The 18,090-nt window shown below is 38.3% G+C and carries 19 protein-coding genes and 1 other RNA gene; 7 read left to right on the top strand and 13 right to left on the bottom strand.

Annotated features, from left to right (window positions below; all coding sequences use genetic code 11):
• Window positions 1–512: 512 nt before the first annotated feature.
• Window positions 513–1,103, bottom strand: a complete 591-nt coding sequence (locus HMPREF1320_RS09745; RefSeq protein ID WP_009418533.1) for an outer membrane beta-barrel protein — start codon at window positions 1,101–1,103, stop codon at window positions 513–515.
• Between the two features lie 144 nt (window positions 1,104–1,247).
• Window positions 1,248–1,370, bottom strand: a complete 123-nt coding sequence (locus HMPREF1320_RS11770; RefSeq protein ID WP_009418534.1) for a hypothetical protein — start codon at window positions 1,368–1,370, stop codon at window positions 1,248–1,250.
• A 123-nt stretch (window positions 1,371–1,493) separates the two neighbouring features.
• Between HMPREF1320_RS11770 and HMPREF1320_RS09750 the strand changes: the two genes are divergently transcribed.
• Complete coding sequence (locus tag HMPREF1320_RS09750; RefSeq protein WP_009418531.1) at window positions 1,494–2,045, top strand: hypothetical protein; 552 nt, start codon at window positions 1,494–1,496, stop codon at window positions 2,043–2,045.
• Window positions 2,046–2,116: 71 nt separating this feature from the next.
• Here the strand turns inward: HMPREF1320_RS09750 and aspS are convergent, their stop codons facing one another.
• From aspS to HMPREF1320_RS09800, 10 genes are all read right to left on the bottom strand, one after another.
• Window positions 2,117–3,871 (bottom strand): aspartate--tRNA ligase, encoded by a 1,755-nt coding sequence (gene aspS / locus HMPREF1320_RS09755; RefSeq protein ID WP_009418537.1) that lies wholly within the window; start codon window positions 3,869–3,871, stop codon window positions 2,117–2,119.
• Between the two features lie 22 nt (window positions 3,872–3,893).
• Window positions 3,894–4,199 carry a type II toxin-antitoxin system YafQ family toxin gene (locus HMPREF1320_RS09760; protein WP_009418544.1) on the bottom strand — a complete coding sequence of 102 codons (306 nt, stop codon included), beginning with the start codon at window positions 4,197–4,199 and terminating at the stop codon, window positions 3,894–3,896.
• A gap of 2 nt (window positions 4,200–4,201) precedes the next feature.
• A complete protein-coding gene (locus tag HMPREF1320_RS09765) occupies window positions 4,202–4,426 on the bottom strand; it encodes a hypothetical protein (protein ID WP_009418538.1) in 225 nt (74 codons plus the stop codon).
• A gap of 140 nt (window positions 4,427–4,566) precedes the next feature.
• Window positions 4,567–5,688 carry a sugar-binding protein gene (locus HMPREF1320_RS09770; RefSeq protein WP_009418540.1) on the bottom strand — a complete coding sequence of 374 codons (1,122 nt, stop codon included), beginning with the start codon at window positions 5,686–5,688 and terminating at the stop codon, window positions 4,567–4,569.
• 30 nt (window positions 5,689–5,718) lie between these two features.
• The gene (locus HMPREF1320_RS09775; protein ID WP_009420594.1) at window positions 5,719–6,036 is read right to left on the bottom strand and encodes a type II toxin-antitoxin system RelE/ParE family toxin; all 318 of its coding nucleotides are present in this window, start codon (window positions 6,034–6,036) and stop codon (window positions 5,719–5,721) included.
• Window positions 5,999–6,271 (bottom strand): hypothetical protein, encoded by a 273-nt coding sequence (locus HMPREF1320_RS09780; RefSeq protein WP_009418528.1) that lies wholly within the window; start codon window positions 6,269–6,271, stop codon window positions 5,999–6,001. The genes HMPREF1320_RS09775 and HMPREF1320_RS09780 overlap by 38 nt, the downstream gene beginning before the upstream one ends.
• Window positions 6,272–6,517: 246 nt before the next feature.
• The gene (map, locus tag HMPREF1320_RS09785) at window positions 6,518–7,324 is read right to left on the bottom strand and encodes a type I methionyl aminopeptidase (RefSeq protein ID WP_009418503.1); all 807 of its coding nucleotides are present in this window, start codon (window positions 7,322–7,324) and stop codon (window positions 6,518–6,520) included.
• A 73-nt stretch (window positions 7,325–7,397) separates the two neighbouring features.
• A complete protein-coding gene (gene pgi, locus HMPREF1320_RS09790; RefSeq protein ID WP_009418498.1) occupies window positions 7,398–9,017 on the bottom strand; it encodes a glucose-6-phosphate isomerase in 1,620 nt (539 codons plus the stop codon).
• A 258-nt stretch (window positions 9,018–9,275) separates the two neighbouring features.
• Complete coding sequence (locus HMPREF1320_RS09795) at window positions 9,276–9,725, bottom strand: hypothetical protein (RefSeq protein WP_002674390.1); 450 nt, start codon at window positions 9,723–9,725, stop codon at window positions 9,276–9,278.
• A 47-nt stretch (window positions 9,726–9,772) separates the two neighbouring features.
• Window positions 9,773–11,062 (bottom strand): M23 family metallopeptidase, encoded by a 1,290-nt coding sequence (locus HMPREF1320_RS09800; RefSeq protein ID WP_009418509.1) that lies wholly within the window; start codon window positions 11,060–11,062, stop codon window positions 9,773–9,775.
• Window positions 11,063–11,745: 683 nt separating this feature from the next.
• Between HMPREF1320_RS09800 and HMPREF1320_RS09805 the strand changes: the two genes are divergently transcribed.
• Both HMPREF1320_RS09805 and HMPREF1320_RS09810 read left to right on the top strand, forming a co-directional pair.
• Window positions 11,746–12,606 (top strand): hypothetical protein, encoded by an 861-nt coding sequence (locus HMPREF1320_RS09805; RefSeq protein ID WP_009418515.1) that lies wholly within the window; start codon window positions 11,746–11,748, stop codon window positions 12,604–12,606.
• 75 nt (window positions 12,607–12,681) lie between these two features.
• The gene (locus HMPREF1320_RS09810) at window positions 12,682–13,407 is read left to right on the top strand and encodes a molecular chaperone DjiA (RefSeq protein ID WP_009418508.1); all 726 of its coding nucleotides are present in this window, start codon (window positions 12,682–12,684) and stop codon (window positions 13,405–13,407) included.
• A gap of 26 nt (window positions 13,408–13,433) precedes the next feature.
• Here HMPREF1320_RS09810 and ffs read toward each other — a convergent pair.
• Window positions 13,434–13,532, bottom strand: an RNA gene (gene ffs, locus HMPREF1320_RS10815) — signal recognition particle sRNA small type.
• Between the two features lie 160 nt (window positions 13,533–13,692).
• Between ffs and HMPREF1320_RS09815 the strand changes: the two genes are divergently transcribed.
• The 4 genes from HMPREF1320_RS09815 (at window position 13,693) to rnr (ending at window position 17,832) form a co-directional block, all read left to right on the top strand.
• Window positions 13,693–14,172 (top strand): CAP domain-containing protein, encoded by a 480-nt coding sequence (locus HMPREF1320_RS09815; protein ID WP_009418530.1) that lies wholly within the window; start codon window positions 13,693–13,695, stop codon window positions 14,170–14,172.
• Window positions 14,173–14,201: 29 nt separating this feature from the next.
• Window positions 14,202–14,774, top strand: coding sequence for a TatD family hydrolase (locus HMPREF1320_RS09820; RefSeq protein WP_009418507.1), 573 nt, complete (start codon window positions 14,202–14,204; stop codon window positions 14,772–14,774).
• Between the two features lie 101 nt (window positions 14,775–14,875).
• Window positions 14,876–15,070 (top strand): 30S ribosomal protein S21, encoded by a 195-nt coding sequence (gene rpsU / locus HMPREF1320_RS09825; protein WP_002674401.1) that lies wholly within the window; start codon window positions 14,876–14,878, stop codon window positions 15,068–15,070.
• A gap of 530 nt (window positions 15,071–15,600) precedes the next feature.
• Window positions 15,601–17,832 carry a ribonuclease R gene (gene rnr / locus HMPREF1320_RS09830; RefSeq protein WP_009418502.1) on the top strand — a complete coding sequence of 744 codons (2,232 nt, stop codon included), beginning with the start codon at window positions 15,601–15,603 and terminating at the stop codon, window positions 17,830–17,832.
• The last annotated feature ends 258 nt before the right edge of the window (window positions 17,833–18,090 follow it).

An 18,090-nucleotide genomic window follows, 5' to 3' on the forward strand; every position in this document is an offset into this window, starting at 1 on the left:
AGTTCCGTTTAAAGTTTATTTAACATTCGTTCAAAATCTACAACACTGATTCACAATTACGTTTGTATTACAATCCGTGTAAATCTAGCAACGAAGTTGCCCATTCGTGCCCATCACATTTGTCAATTGTCAATTATCAATTGAAAAACTATCCGTGAAATCCGTGAAATCTGTGCGAGACATTTAAAACAGCAAAGCTGTTTATTTATTTGTTTGATTTTTTTGAGATTTGTAAGATTTCTGTAGCGTAAGCTACACTTTTATTACACCCAACCCACCTTAATTAACACCGATTCACAATTACGTTTGCATCGCAACCCGTGTAAATCCAGCAACGAAGTTGCCCATCTGTGCCCATCACATTTGTCAATTGTCAATTATCAATTGTCAATTGAAAGACTTTCTGTAGCGTAAGCTACACTTTTATTACATCAACTAAAAAAGGGTGTCTTAAAAAATATCACTACTTTTTAAAACACCCCATACTTATATAATTATGAAGGATTTCCTGCTTAGAAGAACAAAGCTACTCCTATACCTACACCCAAAACACCCTCTTTTGCTTTGCGTTTACTGTTATCTGTATTTTTTAAAGAAAAATGGTCATACTCTGCATAGGCTGTAAGAGCAGCACCTCGGTTTACAAAGTAAGCCAAGCCTGCTTTACCTCCTACTACTAAACCATTCCACTCACCATTAGTGCCCGGTTGGTTTTCTCTGCTTGCAAAACCTATTTTTGCTCCCACAAAAGGTGCTAAACTTCCACCTGTAGGAAAATAGTAATGCACATTAGGGGCAATTGTAAGGGTATTCGATTTGTATTCCCAATTATCTCCCCTTTTATCTTTTGAATGTTCATAACTCACTCCTAACCCTACTGCTAAATTATGAACCACAAAGTAATTAAAGTTAGGTGTGATTTTAAAAGTAGTTACTGTTTGATCTAATTCTGTAACTTGGTCATTTTTCACTACTAAGTTTTTAGATTGAAATGAAAGACCTAAATCGGCGCCTACCATCCAGTTTCCTTTTCCGGTTTGTGCGTAGGTAACAGTTGCAAAAACAACAGCTACCACTAATAAAATTCTTTTCATACTGTTCATTTTTTGTTTTTAATTAAGGCAAAGATACGAAATAATTACGAATTACAAAATACGAATTACGAAAAAAATGCTTTTTCACTTTTCACTAATGGCAAAAAACTACCATAACTAATCCATTTTCAAGACAAAAATCGATGTTCTCTTTTAGTCCCATAATATGTTCATAACTATAGCCTTTATCTCTTCTTCCTCAGTTTCGCTTTTAGAGCCAAAAACAGCTTTTATCTCTGGAGTTTTTACTCCGTAAGCAACCATATAGTATCCCATAGGTGAGTGGTTTTTAAAGAAAGGACAAAGATAGTGTTTTTATAAAGAGAAGGACAAAAGTATAGTTAGTAAATTCAAGAATAAGTTGTATTTTTGCCAAATAAGTAAATAGATATCAAAAATATGCAACACTGGATATTGACCTCTGCACAAGAGTTTTACGCAAACGTTAAAGATATATTGAACAAATGCCGAGCCTCATTCTATATAGAGGTAGGAGATGGTAAGGGAGGATATAGGCAAATTCTTATCACTCAAGAAAATGAAAGCGCTATCCCCTCAATAATGCTTGAAGATATAGAGGGTTTTACCTACCGTCAGTTTATCATTGTCTCTAGCCCTGATGTTACCATAAATACTGAAAAATGTATTTATCATCAAGATATACTGCCTTATGTTATAGAAGGTACGGGAGGAAGAGAAACGGAAGACATTATAGAGTGTATTTACTTGCGGATGATTCTCATTACCAAACTAATGGACGTCTCGGCTAAGTCTCTTTATAAGAAGTTGTATAAAAATTTAGAAGCTAACCCTAACTTTCGTAAGGGATTTCATCAAGGTTCTTCTATGCACAAAAACGCATTGTATGATCTAAGAACTATCCATAAGACCAAGCGATTTGGTCTTAACAATCCTTTATCTATTCTAACGATAGAGGAAAGAGAGAAGTAAAGATATTTTTAAGTTAAAAAACAACAAAGGCTGTCGCAAATTTTAGTTTGTGACAGCCTTTTTGTCAATTATCAATTGTTAATTGTCAATTGAATATTGAGTTCTTTCAATTGCGCCTCATCGATAGGCGAAGGGGCATCAATCATCACATCGCGACCGCTGTTGTTTTTAGGGAAAGCGATAAAGTCGCGTATGGTTTCTTGTCCGCCGAGCAGTGCTACCAATCGGTCGAAGCCAAAAGCCAAACCACCGTGAGGAGGAGCACCGTATTTAAAGGCGTTCATCAAGAAGCCAAATTGTGCTTGTGCCTGCTCTGGGGTAAAGCCTAATAACTCAAACATTTTGGCTTGTAATTCTTGGTTGAAGATACGTATAGAACCCCCACCTACCTCGTTGCCGTTGAGCACGAGGTCGTAAGCATTAGCGCGAACGGCACCTGGGTTGCTGTCGAGTAACGGAATATCCTCAGGTTTAGGCGAGGTAAAAGGGTGATGCATTGCAAAGAAGCGTTCTTCCTCTTCACTCCACTCCAAAAGAGGAAAATCTACGACCCAAAGTGGGGCATATTCATCGGGTTTGCGCAAGCCGAGACGCTCGGCGAGTTCCATACGGAGAGCGCTGAGTTGCCCACGTACTTTGTTTGCCTTGCCTGAAAGGATACAGATAAGGTCGTCTGCTTTGGCACCAGTGCGCTCTGCCCACGCCTTGAGGTCATCCTCGTTATAAAATTTATCTACTGATGATTTGAAGCTACCATCTTCATTGCACTTCACATACACCATTCCGGAAGCGCCTACTTGCGGACGTTTTACCCATTCTACTAAAGCATCAATCTCTTTGCGGGTGTAGCTGTTGGCACCAGGTACGGCAATACCTACTACTAATTCGGCTTCGTTGAATACCTTGAAATCGCGGTGTTGCGCAAGGTCGTTGAGTTCACCGAATTTCATACCGAAACGGATATCAGGTTTGTCGTTGCCATAAGTTTTCATCGCCTCGGCGTAGGTCATACGAGGGAAAGCCCCGAACTCTAAGCCTTTGAGTTCTTTGAGGAGGTGTTTTGCCAATCCTTCAAAGGTTTGGATGATGTCCTCTTGTTCTACAAACGACATTTCGCAGTCTATTTGGGTAAACTCCGGCTGACGGTCGGCGCGGAGGTCTTCATCACGGAAGCATTTTACGATTTGGAAGTACTTGTCTAATCCGCCTACCATTAGTAGCTGCTTAAAGGTTTGTGGTGATTGTGGCAAGGCGTAGAACTCACCAGCATTCATACGGCTGGGCACTACAAAGTCGCGAGCGCCTTCGGGTGTTGATTTAATAAGTACAGGCGTTTCTACCTCTATAAAGCCTTGTTCGGATAGATAGTTACGCACCATTATACCCACTTTGTGGCGGAAAATAAGATTATCGCGTACGGGGGTACGGCGTATATCGAGATAGCGGTACTTCATACGGAGGTCTTCACCGCCATCGGTATTATCTTCAATGGTAAAAGGGGGGAGTTCGGAGTGGTTGAGCAAAGTAAGTGCTGTAACGAGGATTTCGACTTCTCCGGTAGGGATATTTGCGTTGGCTGCTTCGCGTTTGATCACAGTACCTTGAATTTGAATCACGTCTTCACGAGAGAGGGTTTTCGCCTGCTCGAAGACTGTTTTATCAGTGCGTTCTTCATCGAATATAAGCTGGGTGATACCATAGCGGTCGCGAAGGTCTACCCAAATCATAAATCCCTTGTTGCGGATGCGTTGCACCCAACCACTGAGGGTTACTTGTTGTTTTTCGTGTGAGAGTCGTAGCTCTCCACAAGTATGCGTTCTGTACATTTATTTTAATTATGAATTAGTGCTATTTTTTAAATAATTCGGAGTGGGAACCTACTCTTACCAAGTAAATTTCATTTTGTTCCTCATCATATTGCAACCAAATTATCAATAAATCAGGTAGGATATGACATTCTAAATGACCTTTATAATTACCTGTAAGTTTGTGGGGTCTCATATAATCAGGGAGAGCCTCAACTCCTCCTTTTTTTAACAATGTGATAGTGTCAGTAATCTTCTTTACTTTGGTCTCATCATTAAGGAATTTTTTAAAATCCTTTTTGAAAACTCCTGTATAGTATATTTCATATTTAAATGTTTCTTCTTCCATAGTTAGCTTTTAAGAGATTCCATTAATTCCTCTACGGTTGCATAACTCTTCTTGTTTTTATCTTTAGCCATAGCTTCGGCTTCTTTCATAGCTTGTAGAGTAAGATCATTAGGAATATAGCTCTCTTCTTGAGGGGGATTGTATTCAAAATCAATGTTCATTTCTTTGAAAAGAGTAGTTAGTACATTGATTTGATTTTGAGTTTTAGGATAAACTAATAGACACATAATATTCAATTTTTAAGGTTTTTACTTTTGATATGCTTCTATACGCCTGCTCGCTGGCTATCTTCAAAGGGGAAAATGCGATGCAAAAGCGATAACATTCTGTTAATCAGAGATTATTATTTTTCAACTCTTGATTCATATTAATAATAGCTGATTTCGTAGATAGTAGAGGCATCTTGTTTGGTAAACACTATTTCTTTTCTTTCCAAATACTTTCTCTTGCCACTTTCTTCTTTATAAGAAAAGGTATAAACTCTCTCTTGTTCATACTTTACATCAATAGGTTTGCCTTTAGAATCTTTGGTAATGTGCTCTTTATGGGTGATACTAAACTTATAAGTGCCATTGTTATTACTAATAAGTTTGTAACTTAGATTTTTTAAAGTGCCATCTTGTATTTTAGCAATTTTCTTTTCTAAGTCTTTTACAGTTTCTTCTAAAGAATAGTTGGAGGTTCCCTGATTTATATTTTCCACTCCAAAACGATTTTCTACAATTTTTGTTACATAGCCATCTTTATCATAATCATAGCTAAAAGCAGTGGTATTGGAAGATGTATAACCAAACTCTACATCACTAAATTCTTTTGTCATAGACTTAATGAGATTTTTAGTAGGAATTCCTATAGGTAACAATATTTCACCTTTAAAAAAAGACATATATTTGCTTATAATATCTCCAGATTCGTCACTGAAAAACAACCACTTATTCTTATTCTCATTAGGATAATAGGTCATAGTAGTGGTTATAGTTTCTGTTTCACCATTCTCAACTCTTATGCGAAGTAGCTGGCTAATATTCCCTTCTGTCCAAGTGTATTTACCCCTTCTTGATTCTATAAGTTGTCCTTTTGCATCATATACGAAATCATTATCATAGCCTTTGTAATAACCTTTGCTATTCAAAACATCTTCACGTGTTTGATTGCCGAATTTTGCAACTATTTTTCCTTGAGGATATTCAAAAGTAATTTCTTCTTCTGGTTTACCTTCTTCTTTGACAGTCTCTTTTGAAATGCGCCCTTGCTCATCATACATATAAGCCACAGAACTATTTTTTACTGTATATTGGTAACGAGGACTATCTTCTGTTGAAGAAGGGACATAATCCCTTTTCAAATAGGTGATTTTTACTTCCTTAATCCTCTTTACCTCAGTGGTTTTAGGAGGTTCAGGGTTATTAGGTGTTGGGTTATCGTCGCTTTTTCCGCAAGCAGCTAAAGTAAGGACGGCAGTAGCTACTAAAAATAAGGCTTTTTTCATTGTTGATAATTTTAAATAATTCATTTATTTTTATATTCTATTGAGATTTAACTTCTCGGGGTTATTTCTGTTATCCCAAAAAGATATAATTTCAATCACTTGTTTTTGTTCTATAATTTGGTAAAAAATTGAAAAATTACGAAGTACAATTACTCTTCTTACATCCTTTCTATTATCTACTATTGTTCCTATTCTTGGATTATACTCAAGCATTTCACAAATTTTAGCTATTTCAGCTTCTAATTTTAGAATATAACTTTCTGATTGAGTTTTTTCTAACCAATACAGCGAAATATCATACAATTGAATTTTAGCTTTTGGCAACCAAATAATCGTTAGATCTTCCATTTTTCCAATTCTCTATGAGTTCTCGTAATCCTTTCATTACTTCATTATGAGGAATAAAGACACCTTTTTTTGCCTCTTCTAAACCTTCATCTATAGAATGTAGTTCAGCTTCTGAAACCTTTGCATAAGGTTCAGTGTATTCATTAGTAACAATCTCAAAATCTAAATTTTCAAGAGCGGCTTTAGCCTTTTCCAATGAGAGATGTTTAGGTGGTTTAATAATAAGTGTACTCATAATTTTAGTATTTTTAAATTCAATTATTTTTGATATGCTTCAAGTTCTCTAGTAAGAATTTATAGACAAAGGTTTTTTCTCTTAGGCTTCTTTCTCTATGAGTTCTCGTAATCCTTTTCATTACCTCATTATGAGAAATAAAGATACCTTTTTTTGCCTCTCCTAAACCTTCATAGTTCAGCTTCTGAAACCTTTACGTAAGATTCAGAATTGTCAGAGATATTGGAAATAAAGGTGTTCATTCATCTAATTGAGCAAAAACTCATCTTCCTCATTGCTTTCAATGCCTAAGGCTTCGTATATGTATTTGAAGGTGGAGAGCAATTTAGGTTTGCCATCTATGAGGGCTACATCGTGTTCAAAGTGGGCAGAAGGCTTGCCGTCGGCGGTGAGAATTGTCCAACCGTCTTTAAGTTGACGTATGCTCTTGGTGCCTAAATTAATCATAGGCTCTATAGCCACGACCATTCCATCTTTAAACTTTTTACCACTACCGCGTCTGCCGTAGTTAGGCATTTCGGGGTCTTCGTGCATTTTGCGCCCTACGCCGTGTCCTACGAGTTCGCGCACTACTCCATAGCCGTGTGCCTCACAATGTTGTTGTATAGCGTGCCCTACATCACCTACACGGTTGCCCGCACGAAACTGACGGATACCTATATACAACGATTCTTTGGTTACGCGCAAGAGTTCTTTTACTTCGGGGGCTACTTCGCCTACTTCAAAAGTATAAGCGTGGTCGCCGTAGTAACCATTTTTCAGTGCCCCACAATCTATTGAGATGATGTCGCCTTCTTGTAATGGACGGTCGTTAGGAATGCCGTGCACTACTTGCGCATTAGGACTCATACATAGGGTATTAGGGAAGCCATACAAACCTAAAAATCCTGGGATAGCCCCTTGACTGCGGATGTACTCTTCAGCGAGTTTATCAAGATACAGGGTGGTTACCCCTGGTTTTACTTCTTTAGCCATTATGCCCAAAGTACGTGATACTACTTGGGCTGCTTGGTGTAGTAGTTCTATTTCTTCGGCTGTTCTAATGTGAATCATTTGTAATTACGAATTACGAAAGACGAATTACGAAAGTTTTGTCATTCGTAACTCGTCATTCGTAATTAGATTTCTATTTTTTGAATTGTTTTAGTAAATTGGTTGTAGAGCTGTCGTGTGCAGAGAGTTCGGTAGCGGCAATGTCTTTAAGGATTTTGCTTGCCAACTGTTTGCCGAGCTCTACGCCCCATTGGTCGTAACTATAGATGTTCCAAATCACACCTTCTACAAAAATCTTATGCTCATACATTGCGATAAGGCTACCCAAACTTTCAGGGGTGAGTTTATCGATGAGGATAGAGGTTGTAGGGCGGTTTCCTGTAAACACTTTGAAAGGCACTAAGGCTTCGTTTACCTTGTCACCCATTTCTTTGCGCACTTCGGCTTCGGTTTTACCTTTTAAAAGAGCTTCGGTTTGTGCAAAGAAGTTAGCCATTAGCTTGTTGTGGTGGTCGGTATTGCCGTGCAATGAGTGTTTAAAGCCAATGAAATCAGTAGGTATCAATTTAGTACCTTGGTGAATAAGTTGGAAGAACGCGTGTTGAGAGTTCGTTCCTGGTTCACCCCAGATGATTACCCCAGTTTGGTAACTTACAGGGTTGCCATCACGATCGGTTTGTTTACCGTTACTTTCCATTATACCTTGTTGTAGGTACGCAGCCAAGCGGTGCAAATACTGAGTATAAGGAATGATCGCCTGACTTTCGGCTCCGTAGAAGTTGTTGTACCACACACTGAGCAATGCCAATACTACTGGAATATTCTTCTCAAAAGGAGCAGTGCGGAAATGCTCGTCCATAGCGTGAGCTCCTTTGAGCAACTTATCAAAATTATCATAACCTACTGATAGGGCAATGCTCAAGCCTACGGCACTCCACAACGAGAAGCGTCCGCCTACCCAGTCCCACATAGGGAATACGTTATCAGGGTCTATACCGAATTTATCGATTTCTTGCAAGTTAGTAGACACCGCTACAAAGTGTTTAGCAATATCTTTTTCTGAGCCTGATTTGAGGAACCATTCTTTTACAGTAAGCGCATTCGAAAGGGTTTCGAGTGTTGTGAATGTTTTAGATACAATCACTATCAAGGTAGTTTCGGGGTTGAGGTGCTTGATAGTTTCGAGCACGTGGTCACCATCTACATTGCTGATGAAATGTACGTTGAGGTGATTCTTATAGAATTTAAGCGCCTCAGTTACCATTGCCGGACCGAGGTCAGAGCCACCGATACCAATGTTCACCACATCGGTAAAGGCTTTACCGCTATAACCTTTGCGTTTGCCACTGATGACCTCTTCGCCGAACTGTTTGATTTTGTGTTTTACAGCTACTACTTCGGGCATTACGTTTTTGCCATCTACGTTTATCACGCTATTTTCGGGTGCGCGAAGGGCGGTGTGCAAAACCGCACGTTTTTCGGTGTTGTTGATAAGGTCGCCACCGAAGTACTTTTCGATAGCATCTTTAAGGTGACATTCGTCAGCGAGTTGCACAAGGAGTTTAAGGGTTTCTTCGTCTATGCGGTTTTTAGAATAATCTACATAGAAGTCGTGCCATTTGATGGCAAATTTCTCCCCGCGAGCGGGGTCTTTCTCAAATAGAGAAAGCATATGGCGGTCTTTTACTTCCGCAAAATGTTTTTGCAATGCTTTCCACGCATTGGTTTGTGTTGGATTACTATTTTTTAACATTTTTATTTATATATGTTTAATGTTGTTATTCTTTTTATAGTCAATCACAAATTAGTCTGTAAATTTTGCACCTTTCACTTTGCCAAAGTTTGAAACTTTGGCAAAGTTAATTATCTTAATAATCAGTTGAATTCTCTATTTGTTTAATTATAATCTATGTAATAGCAACTAACATCTGTCTTTTCAGAGTGCAAAACTACAAAATAATGACGCCTCACCTTTAGCTAATTTGCTAATTTACAAATTACTTAATGAAACTTACTTTTTCAGTCTTTTAAACACAAAACGGGTGATAAAAATACCTGTAGAATCATTGCTTCCTGCATTGCTCTCTACTCCACTGGTAACAAAAGCAAGTTCCCAGCCTTCTTCACTCATTGTGTTCAACTTAGAAGTGATAAGAGCATCGTTGGCAGCGATGTTCTGAAAACGAATCCCCCCGAGATTAAAGAAGTTGAGGAGTTTGGTCTCATCAAAGCCCTTTACGCGAATCTCATCACGGTCGCTTTTGTTGCGTTCGTCTCCTTCTTCCGAGCGCGTAGTGGTAAATTCTTTATAATTGCGTGTTTCATTAGCCGAGATAAGTCGCGAACGTCCTGCTCCCGAAGGTACTACCGATTCAATAGCGGTTACTACCTTAAATTCATACACTTGTGCTGAGGCGGTAAAGCCCACAAGAGCCAATAGATAAAAAATAAACTTTTTCATTTGTATTTCTGTTTAATTAACCATTAATCACTAATCATTAACCATTGTTACGACACCGTTTGCTTTTGTACATTCGTTACCTCCTCTTCCATTTCAATAGGGGTCGCTTTTAGCGCATCAAGCTGTTCTTTTAGTGGCGCTATCTCCTTCAAATATTTAGCTTTAAGTCGCGCATCAATAGGCACCGATTCTGGTAACTTCTCTCTGAGTGGGTCTACTTGTCTTCCATTCTTCCAGAAGCGATAGCACACGTGAGGACCTGTTGCCAAGCCAGTACTTCCCACAAGTCCAATCACCTGCCCTTGTGATATGCGTTGTCCTTTGCGTGCTAATATTCTCGACATATGCAAGTACTGTGTTGTATACATATTGTTGTGGCGCACCTTCACGTAGTTACCATTACCCGAACTATAGCCCGCCTCAATTACCGTTCCTGATGCTGTCACCCGTATAGGCGTACCCGTAGGTGCTGCATAGTCGGTACCAAAATGCCCCTTCATACGGTGAAGCACAGGGTGAAAACGCATTCCAAATTTAGACGTAATGCGGAAGATATCCAAAGGCGATTTCAAAAACATTCGCTTCATCATATTCCCCTTTTCGTCGTAATAGCCATTTGTGCCTTTTGCCGAATCGGTAGTGAAGTTAAAAGCGTAATAAGGTCTCCCTTGCCACTCAAAATAAGCCGCTTTCACTTTCTCAACTCCCGCAAAAATAGTGTCGTCCACATAACGTTCCTCATAAATAATCTTAAAATTATCACCCTTTTGCAAGCGGAAAAAGTCGATGGTGTAATCAAAAATCTGTCCCATTTGGTAGGTAGCATTCGCACTGATACCCGCCGCAAGCGCATCAACTGTAAGATTACTGTTAATATTTCCTGCCAATGCTTTTTCCACAATCGTTACTTTGCGTTGCGCTTTGTAAGCGTGAACCGAGTCTCCAAGACGCACCACTACGTAATCTGTAACGTTCGGCTGATAGATAAAGCTATGGGGTTTCGAGGGGTCTTTTTTATCGTACAAAAAAGCGTAAACCTTACCCGTACGTATATTCTTAGGGTTAAACTCTCCTTTGGTTTTTTGGGTGATATTATGAATATCCACCGCTCCTATATTATTCTCTTCTAATAGTTTACCAAAGGTATCACCCTGCTTAATCGTATCTTTCACTATCGTGTAATCGTTCAGGTTGAAACCAAATTCATACACCGGAGGTTTAGGTGCCTCAACAGTAGCCGAAGCGGTTGCCTTCTCAGCATTAGGGGTATCATTACAAGCTGTGAATACCAAAAGCTGAAGTGCAAAAAATGAAAAATAAAGGACTTTCTTCATCATAAGTTTTCTGTTTCTGTTTTTACATTTTTTAGTTCACAAACACCAAGCCATTTAAGGCGCAAGTGTATCAAAAAATCTTACAAAGGTGCAAATAAAAAATGAACTACGCAAATAAAAAAACTAAAAAAACTGCGTATACCTCCTTTAATTTATTCATAATTAATGTATTAAGCTGTATATCTCAACTCTCGCAAACTGCTTCTATGTCCTCTTTTTCAACACTTTTACCGCTACCCTTCACCTTGTCTTTTTCTTAAATTCCAGCCATACCCAAACGCCCTCTCCCCTACTCAGTACATTTTTCTACCCTACAAGCTATATAAGTAGTACATTTTTCCATAAAAACTCCATTTCACAAAATGCCTCCTCCCAAAAAAGTGCCATCTATCGTCCAACATTCGTTCAAGATTCGTTTAAGGTTCGTCCAAGCTACCTATACAATAGTAAATTTTTCTTTTTGAAAATCCTTATCCCTATTTCTCTTAAAAACTATCTGTGTGGCTCACTTTCCCGAGTCTCCCCGAAAGCTCCTAACCAGACTCTTCTTCATTTTCTCATTTCCAAATTTGTTCATTTTCCCCTGCCTATGGCCTGTGGCCTGTGGCCTAAGGCCTCACATCTCATTCCCAAATTTGCTCATTTGCTAATTACCTCCTATCTTTGCCCCCATAAAACAAATTATTATGAAATATATTTATACTCTCATTGCCCTACTAACAGCTACTAATACCTTTGGGCAGAACATATTTTTGCTCAAAGAACTCTTTTTAAAAGGAAACGTAAAATCCGTGCGCGTTATTCCTTATCAAGTAAAAGAAAACAAGAAACACCGCATTCAAAAAACAGCTGTAAAGAAATTCTATTACGATGAAAATCTGTTTCTCTTAGCCAATGAACAAGGATATGTTGTCCAACAAATTATGTTTGCCGACCGAAATGTATTCAACCTTAAAACAGAAGTAACTTACGACGATAATAACCGAGAAACAAACCTAAAAGTATACGATGAAACCGATACTCTATTGCGTGAGTACACCCTTACTTATGACGATAAAGAGAAAAAAATGCAGAAAACTGTCTACTTCCCTAAAACAGGTAAGGAATATTTAGTACTTTCAAGTGATACAAACAAACGCAGTTACCCTACCTATGCTACTTATTACAACACCGATGAAAGTATCAAAAACTACTCTTCATATAAGTACGACAAAAGGGATAACCAACTCGAAACCAAAGTCTACAATCCCGATAAATCAGTAAAATACACCAAGAAGACAAAGTATAATAAAAACGGATTCGTTACCCACCAAATAACCAAATCCAACGAAAAGAATAAAAGCCTCGAAACAGTGTATACCTATAAAAAAGAGCCTTTTCCTACTGAAATGCTCTTAATCTTCGAAAAGAAGACCCATAATAAAGCAAAGAAAATAAACTATACCTTTTCTTATCAATACGATGAAAAAGGCAATTGGATAGAGAAGAAATGCTTTTCCGAAGGCAAATTAGTATATATCGTAGAAAGAGAAATCACATATTATTAGTAAATTAGCTTCATATTTAATTATTGGTATTATTGGCATTTCTGGTATTATTGGCATTATTAAAATTTATATCGTATGAGCTTATTCTCTATTCTTATATTTCTTTTTTTCTTTTGGCTTTTTAGACAACTTTCCCAACAGCTACCCACCGAGCAGCCCTTTCGCAAGCCATTTCAGCAAAACATATCACCCGCTACATTCGAGCTGAATCTCCTCTCACTTTGTAGCTTAGTTATCAAAGCCAACGGACGTGTTACCCAAGCCGAATTAGATTTCGTGCGCTTGCAGTTCGTACGCCTTTATGGTAAAGAACGCGCCAATGCCGTGTTTCGCAGTTTTAATGAACTAATAAAAGGACGCCAGATAGAAGCTCCCCGAGTAGCAATGTACATACGCGCTCGTACTACCTACGAAACACGCTTGCAAATCCTCTATTTTCTCTTTGGTATCGCTCAAGCCGATGGAGTAGTAAGCCAAGACGAAGTACAACAAATAGAGCAAATAGCCTATTACTTCCAGATAGAAAAAAGTGATTTTATAAGCATCAAAGCAATGTTTGCTAACACTTATGGTAGTAATAGCTATACCCAAACTCCCAATGAAAATGCTTATGCTATTTTAGGTATAAGCCCCCAAGCTACTGATGCCGAAGTAAAACAAGCTTACAGAAATATGGCAAAAAAATATCACCCCGATAGAGTGATTACTGAAGATGAAGCCATAAAAAAAGGCGCCGAAGAAAAGTTCAAACAAGTACAACAAGCCTATGAACAAATCGCACGCCAAAGAGGAATGAACTAACCTAATAGCTTACCCCTTAAACAAAAAAGTGGCAAGCTACCTACATCGCACCGCTACAACCGAATACCTTTGCTGTGTTCCCACCCTGGAGGATTTTTCAGGAGCTGGTCGTGTAGGACTTGCCGGCGACAAAAGTACAACTTTTTTATTACATAGCAAATTTTTTCTATTTTTTTTCTTGCTTAGTAGCTCTATTTTTATTACCTTTGCACCAAAAGTGTTATATAACAACCTTTCAAAATCTGGTTAAAACAGTTAAAAAACAAAGAAAAATATTAAATATCAATGATGAAAAAACTATTCTTTTTATTCTTAGCGCTCCTATCGCTACAATGTAGTAAATCACAAGATAGTGAGACCACAGGTTTGAACTCTGAAAAGATGCTCACCCTTATCAATCAGCAACGACAAAAAGGCTGCAATTGTGGTAGTAATTATTATAAACCCGTACCTCCTGTAAAGTGGAATAAAACAATAGGAAAAGTAGCCAAAGCCCATAGTGACGATATGCTTAAACGCAACGTATTAACTCATCATAGTAAAAACGGACAAGATCCTGGAGGGAGACTTACTAACGCTGGTTATAAATGGGCTACGTGGGCTGAAAATGTAGCTATGGGACAACAAAATGAAGAAGAAGCGATGAAAAGTTGGCTCGAAAGTCCTTTACACTGCGCTAATATTATGAATGCCCAAGTTACCGAAGTTGGTGCTGCTCGTAGTGGTAAGTATTGGACGCTACTCTTCGCTGCTCCTTATCCTTAATTTCTAACTGCTTCCTAACTCTTAAAACAATGTATCTCGACGTTCATTCGCATACCCAGCACTCAACTTCCGATACTTTGGTGATTCGCAATCAGTATCCACTCACCGCCGATACCAGCGAACCTTTCTCAGTAGGTATTCACCCTTGGTTTTTAAACGATTTTGAGGCGCAGTGGAACGCACTCATACCCTTAGCCCAGCATTTCAACTGCTGGGCAATAGGTGAATGTGGTCTCGATAAGAACGTTACCTCTCCCCTACCCTTACAACAAGAAATCTTTTTAAGACACATAGAATTAGCCGAAAGTTTAGAACTCCCACTTATCATTCACTGTGTGAAAGCTTATGCCGAGGTAATACAACTCCGCAAGCGCACCCGCTCACAACAGTTATGGATATTGCACGGTTTCAGAAAAAACTTAAAAGTAGCACAAGAGCTCATCGCTCACGGCATTGCCATTTCTTTTGGCACTCCCCTACTCTATTCTCATCAATTGCAAGAAGTCTTTAAGAAAATCTCCCCTGAATACCGGTTTTTTGAAAGTGATGACAGTATTCAACCATTAGTTATCAAACAAGTCAAACAAGCCAGACTTATCTAAGGTTTAAAACTTAAATCTAAAATTTTCTCCTCAAAAAATTTGCTCGTTTGCTAATTACTTCATATCTTTGCACCCTGAAAATTGAAAGGGGGTGTATCTTTATGTTAATAATTCCTTTAAAAGACGGAGAAAGCATCGATAAAGCTTTAAAACGTTATAAACGCAAATTCGACCGTACAGGTGTAGTACGTGAACTACGTGAAAGACAACATTTCACTAAACCTTCTGTACGCAGAAGAGCCGAAATCCAAAAAGCACAATACATTCAGCACTTGAAAGATCAAGAAGAAGTATAGTTCATTGTGGAGATATTCAATTTTTTTTAAGTAGGAACGGATAATATTCGTTCCTACTTTTTTTATTTAAGTGTTGTTCATTATCCTTATCGGTATTGTTCATTGTTCATTCTTAAATTGTGTATAACTTGAGGAAGAAAAAATACTAAAATATTTGCTCTTTTATGTTTTCTGTGTATACAAAAATGAAGATGAAAAAAGCAAATTTATTTCTTATAAAATATCCACTACTTTTTGTCAGTTATGAACAATCTGCTAAGTGAAAAGTTCTCAACAAAAAGTTGTGCATAATATCAAAAAGAGTTATCAACAATTTTGCTTAAAATATTCATTTAAAAAACCGTAAATCACTTTTTATTGTTGATAACTAATCATAATATTCTTAAACTGAAAAAAGCAAGTTTTTCAGCCTAATTTTATCCCTCTTATGAACGTCATCATAATAATAACCCTTCTTTTTTTAGAAAGAAATCTTTTTCAATTTATAATTTGGTGATTGTTAATAACTCAAAAATATTTACTTTTGCAATATGAAAAAAACAAATAAAACTCAAAAGCAAGGCAAATCAGGGAAACCTAAAAAGAATAAGAGTTTAGCTAAACGCAACAAGCAAGAGCTTATCAAAGCGATTTTCTCGGTGTTACAAGAACACCCCGAAGAGAGCTTTAACTACAAGCAAATCGCTGCCAAACTCCACATTACCGATGCACCACGTCGTGATATGCTGGTGAAACAACTCGTACAACTGAAAGAGAAAAAACGCATTGTAGAAATCGACCGTGGAAAGTACCAAGCTATTCCTATGCAACACTATTATGTAGGTACGCTCGATGTGAGTGCGCGTGGCAATGGTTATGTAATAGTTGATGGTTTAGATAACGACATTTTTGTAGCACAGAATTTTCTAAACAAAGCCCTCCACGGCGATTTGGTGGAAGTGTATGTATTTCCGCGTTTTAGAAATCGCAATAAGATGGAAGGGGAAATTAGTAAGGTGTTAGAACGTAACAAAGTGCGCTTTGTAGGTACTGTGCAAATGCATAAGAACTTTGCTTTTGTCGTCCCTACTGATGCTCGTATGTATACTGATTTCTTTGTGTTGAAAGACAAACTCAATGGTGCTCAGGACGGCGACCGTGTGATTGTACGCATTGAAGATTGGAAAGACAAAAGCGATTCGCCTATGGGGGTAGTGGAACAGATACTCGGTAAACCAGGGGAACAAACTACTGAAATGCACTCTATCTTAGCTGAATACGGTTTGCCTTATACCTATCCAGAAGAGGTAGAAGCCTTTGCTAAAAAGTTAGACCTTTCCATTACCGAAGAAGAAATTGCCCGTCGTCGTGATATGCGTGAAACCCTCACTTTCACTATCGACCCTCGCGATGCAAAAGACTTTGATGATGCACTCTCATTCAAAGTATTAGAAAATGGCAATTACGAAATTGGCGTACACATTGCCGATGTATCACACTACGTGAAAGAAGGCACTATATTAGACGAGGAAGCCTATAACCGCGCTACTTCAGTATATTTGGTAGATAGGGTAGTGCCAATGTTACCCGAAATCCTCTGTAACTTCGCTTGTTCACTCCGCCCCGATGAAGATAAATACACCTTTTCGGCAGTGTTTGAGATGAATAAGAAAGCTGAAGTGGTAGATATTTGGATAGGACGCACTGTGACACACTCGTCATTTAGGTTTGCTTATGAAGAAGCACAATCAGTAATAGAGCAAGCCAAAGTAGGGGAGGAGTACACCATTCCTGCCGAAACTTCCATTATCGATAAAGAGCGTGCAGTACCTGCTGAGGTAGTAGAGGCTATTCTCACACTCAATACTTTAGCCGAAAAACTTCGCGGAAAGCGTATGCGTTTAGGAGCTATTACTTTTGATAAAGTGGAAGTGAAATTCGACCTCGATGAGAATGGCAACCCTACAGGAGTATATTTCAAAGAAAGCAAGGAAGCCAACAAACTAATTGAAGAGTTTATGCTCTTGGCTAACAGAAAGGTAGCCGAGTACGTAGCCAAAATGAAAAAGACATTCGTATACCGCGTACACGATGAACCCGATGCCGATAAACTCCAACAGTTCAATGCGGTAATTAGTAGATTTGGCTATAGCTTGAACTTGAACAACCGCCAAACCACTACCGATTCGCTTAATAATCTCTTAGAAGAAGTAAAAGGTAAGAAAGAACAAAACTTAGTCGATACTTTGGCAATACGTTCAATGGCAAAAGCTACTTATACTACCAAAAACATAGGACATTACGGTTTGGCGTTCGACTATTATACCCATTTTACTTCGCCTATACGCCGTTATCCCGATGTAATGGTACACCGTCTTTTGCAACTCTATTTAGATAACGCCCCTTCACAACCGGAAGCCGAATATGAAACCAAATGCAAACACTCGTCACAAATGGAGAGTTTAGCAGCATCGGCGGAGCGTGATTCTATCAAATATATGCAGGTGAAATATATGGAAGCGCATAAAAACCAGCAATTTGCAGGAGTGATTTCAGGTGTAACCGAATGGGGTATTTATGTAGAAATTACCGTAAACAAATGCGAAGGATTGGTACGCGCTCGCGACATCAAAGACGATTATTACACTTTCGACGAACAACAATATGCCTTGGTAGGACAAGCCACTGGCAAGACCTATCAGCTTGGCGATGAAGTAATGATACGTGTGAAAAACACCGACCTGATGAAAAAGCAATTAGATTTTGAACTGATAAGTGAATAATGAGTCGTAGCACGACAAGCAGTTTTTGCATCGCATACTTTGCCAAAGTTTCTTGCCCGTACGGCTCGTACCTTTGGCAAAGTTTTTTTATGCTTTTAATAATATATTGAGTAACAATATGTATTTACTAATATATTTTTAAAATATTGATATATAAATAATTATAAGCTATTTTGTAGAATGATAGTAAAAGAGCTGTAAAAATATTTGGAAGTTATAAAAATATAATATACCTTTGTCTTATAAAATCCTAATGCC

The organism is Capnocytophaga sp. oral taxon 335 str. F0486, assembly GCF_000277665.1.
Taxonomy (GTDB): Bacteria; Bacteroidota; Bacteroidia; order Flavobacteriales; family Flavobacteriaceae; genus Capnocytophaga; species Capnocytophaga ochracea.

Bases quoted from the DNA above. Each gene is read 5' to 3' on its own strand.
- pgi (WP_009418498.1), bottom strand. From the start codon at position 9,017: ATGTTAAAAAATAGTAATCCAACACAAACCAATGCGTGGAAAGCATTG.
- HMPREF1320_RS09815 (WP_009418530.1), top strand. From the start codon at position 13,693: ATGATGAAAAAACTATTCTTTTTATTCTTAGCGCTCCTATCGCTACAA.
- HMPREF1320_RS09810 (WP_009418508.1), top strand. From the start codon at position 12,682: ATGAGCTTATTCTCTATTCTTATATTTCTTTTTTTCTTTTGGCTTTTT.
- rnr (WP_009418502.1), top strand. From the start codon at position 15,601: ATGAAAAAAACAAATAAAACTCAAAAGCAAGGCAAATCAGGGAAACCT.
- HMPREF1320_RS09760 (WP_009418544.1), bottom strand. From the start codon at position 4,199: ATGGAAGAAGAAACATTTAAATATGAAATATACTATACAGGAGTTTTC.
- HMPREF1320_RS09770 (WP_009418540.1), bottom strand. From the start codon at position 5,688: ATGAAAAAAGCCTTATTTTTAGTAGCTACTGCCGTCCTTACTTTAGCT.
- aspS (WP_009418537.1), bottom strand. From the start codon at position 3,871: ATGTACAGAACGCATACTTGTGGAGAGCTACGACTCTCACACGAAAAA.
- HMPREF1320_RS09775 (WP_009420594.1), bottom strand. From the start codon at position 6,036: ATGGAAGATCTAACGATTATTTGGTTGCCAAAAGCTAAAATTCAATTG.
- HMPREF1320_RS09820 (WP_009418507.1), top strand. From the start codon at position 14,202: ATGTATCTCGACGTTCATTCGCATACCCAGCACTCAACTTCCGATACT.
- map (WP_009418503.1), bottom strand. From the start codon at position 7,324: ATGATTCACATTAGAACAGCCGAAGAAATAGAACTACTACACCAAGCA.
- HMPREF1320_RS09745 (WP_009418533.1), bottom strand. From the start codon at position 1,103: ATGAACAGTATGAAAAGAATTTTATTAGTGGTAGCTGTTGTTTTTGCA.
- HMPREF1320_RS09780 (WP_009418528.1), bottom strand. From the start codon at position 6,271: ATGAGTACACTTATTATTAAACCACCTAAACATCTCTCATTGGAAAAG.
- HMPREF1320_RS09795 (WP_002674390.1), bottom strand. From the start codon at position 9,725: ATGAAAAAGTTTATTTTTTATCTATTGGCTCTTGTGGGCTTTACCGCC.
- HMPREF1320_RS11770 (WP_009418534.1), bottom strand. From the start codon at position 1,370: ATGGGATACTATATGGTTGCTTACGGAGTAAAAACTCCAGAGATAAAA.
- HMPREF1320_RS09805 (WP_009418515.1), top strand. From the start codon at position 11,746: ATGAAATATATTTATACTCTCATTGCCCTACTAACAGCTACTAATACC.
- HMPREF1320_RS09800 (WP_009418509.1), bottom strand. From the start codon at position 11,062: ATGATGAAGAAAGTCCTTTATTTTTCATTTTTTGCACTTCAGCTTTTG.
- HMPREF1320_RS09765 (WP_009418538.1), bottom strand. From the start codon at position 4,426: ATGTGTCTATTAGTTTATCCTAAAACTCAAAATCAAATCAATGTACTA.
- HMPREF1320_RS09750 (WP_009418531.1), top strand. From the start codon at position 1,494: ATGCAACACTGGATATTGACCTCTGCACAAGAGTTTTACGCAAACGTT.
- rpsU (WP_002674401.1), top strand. From the start codon at position 14,876: ATGTTAATAATTCCTTTAAAAGACGGAGAAAGCATCGATAAAGCTTTA.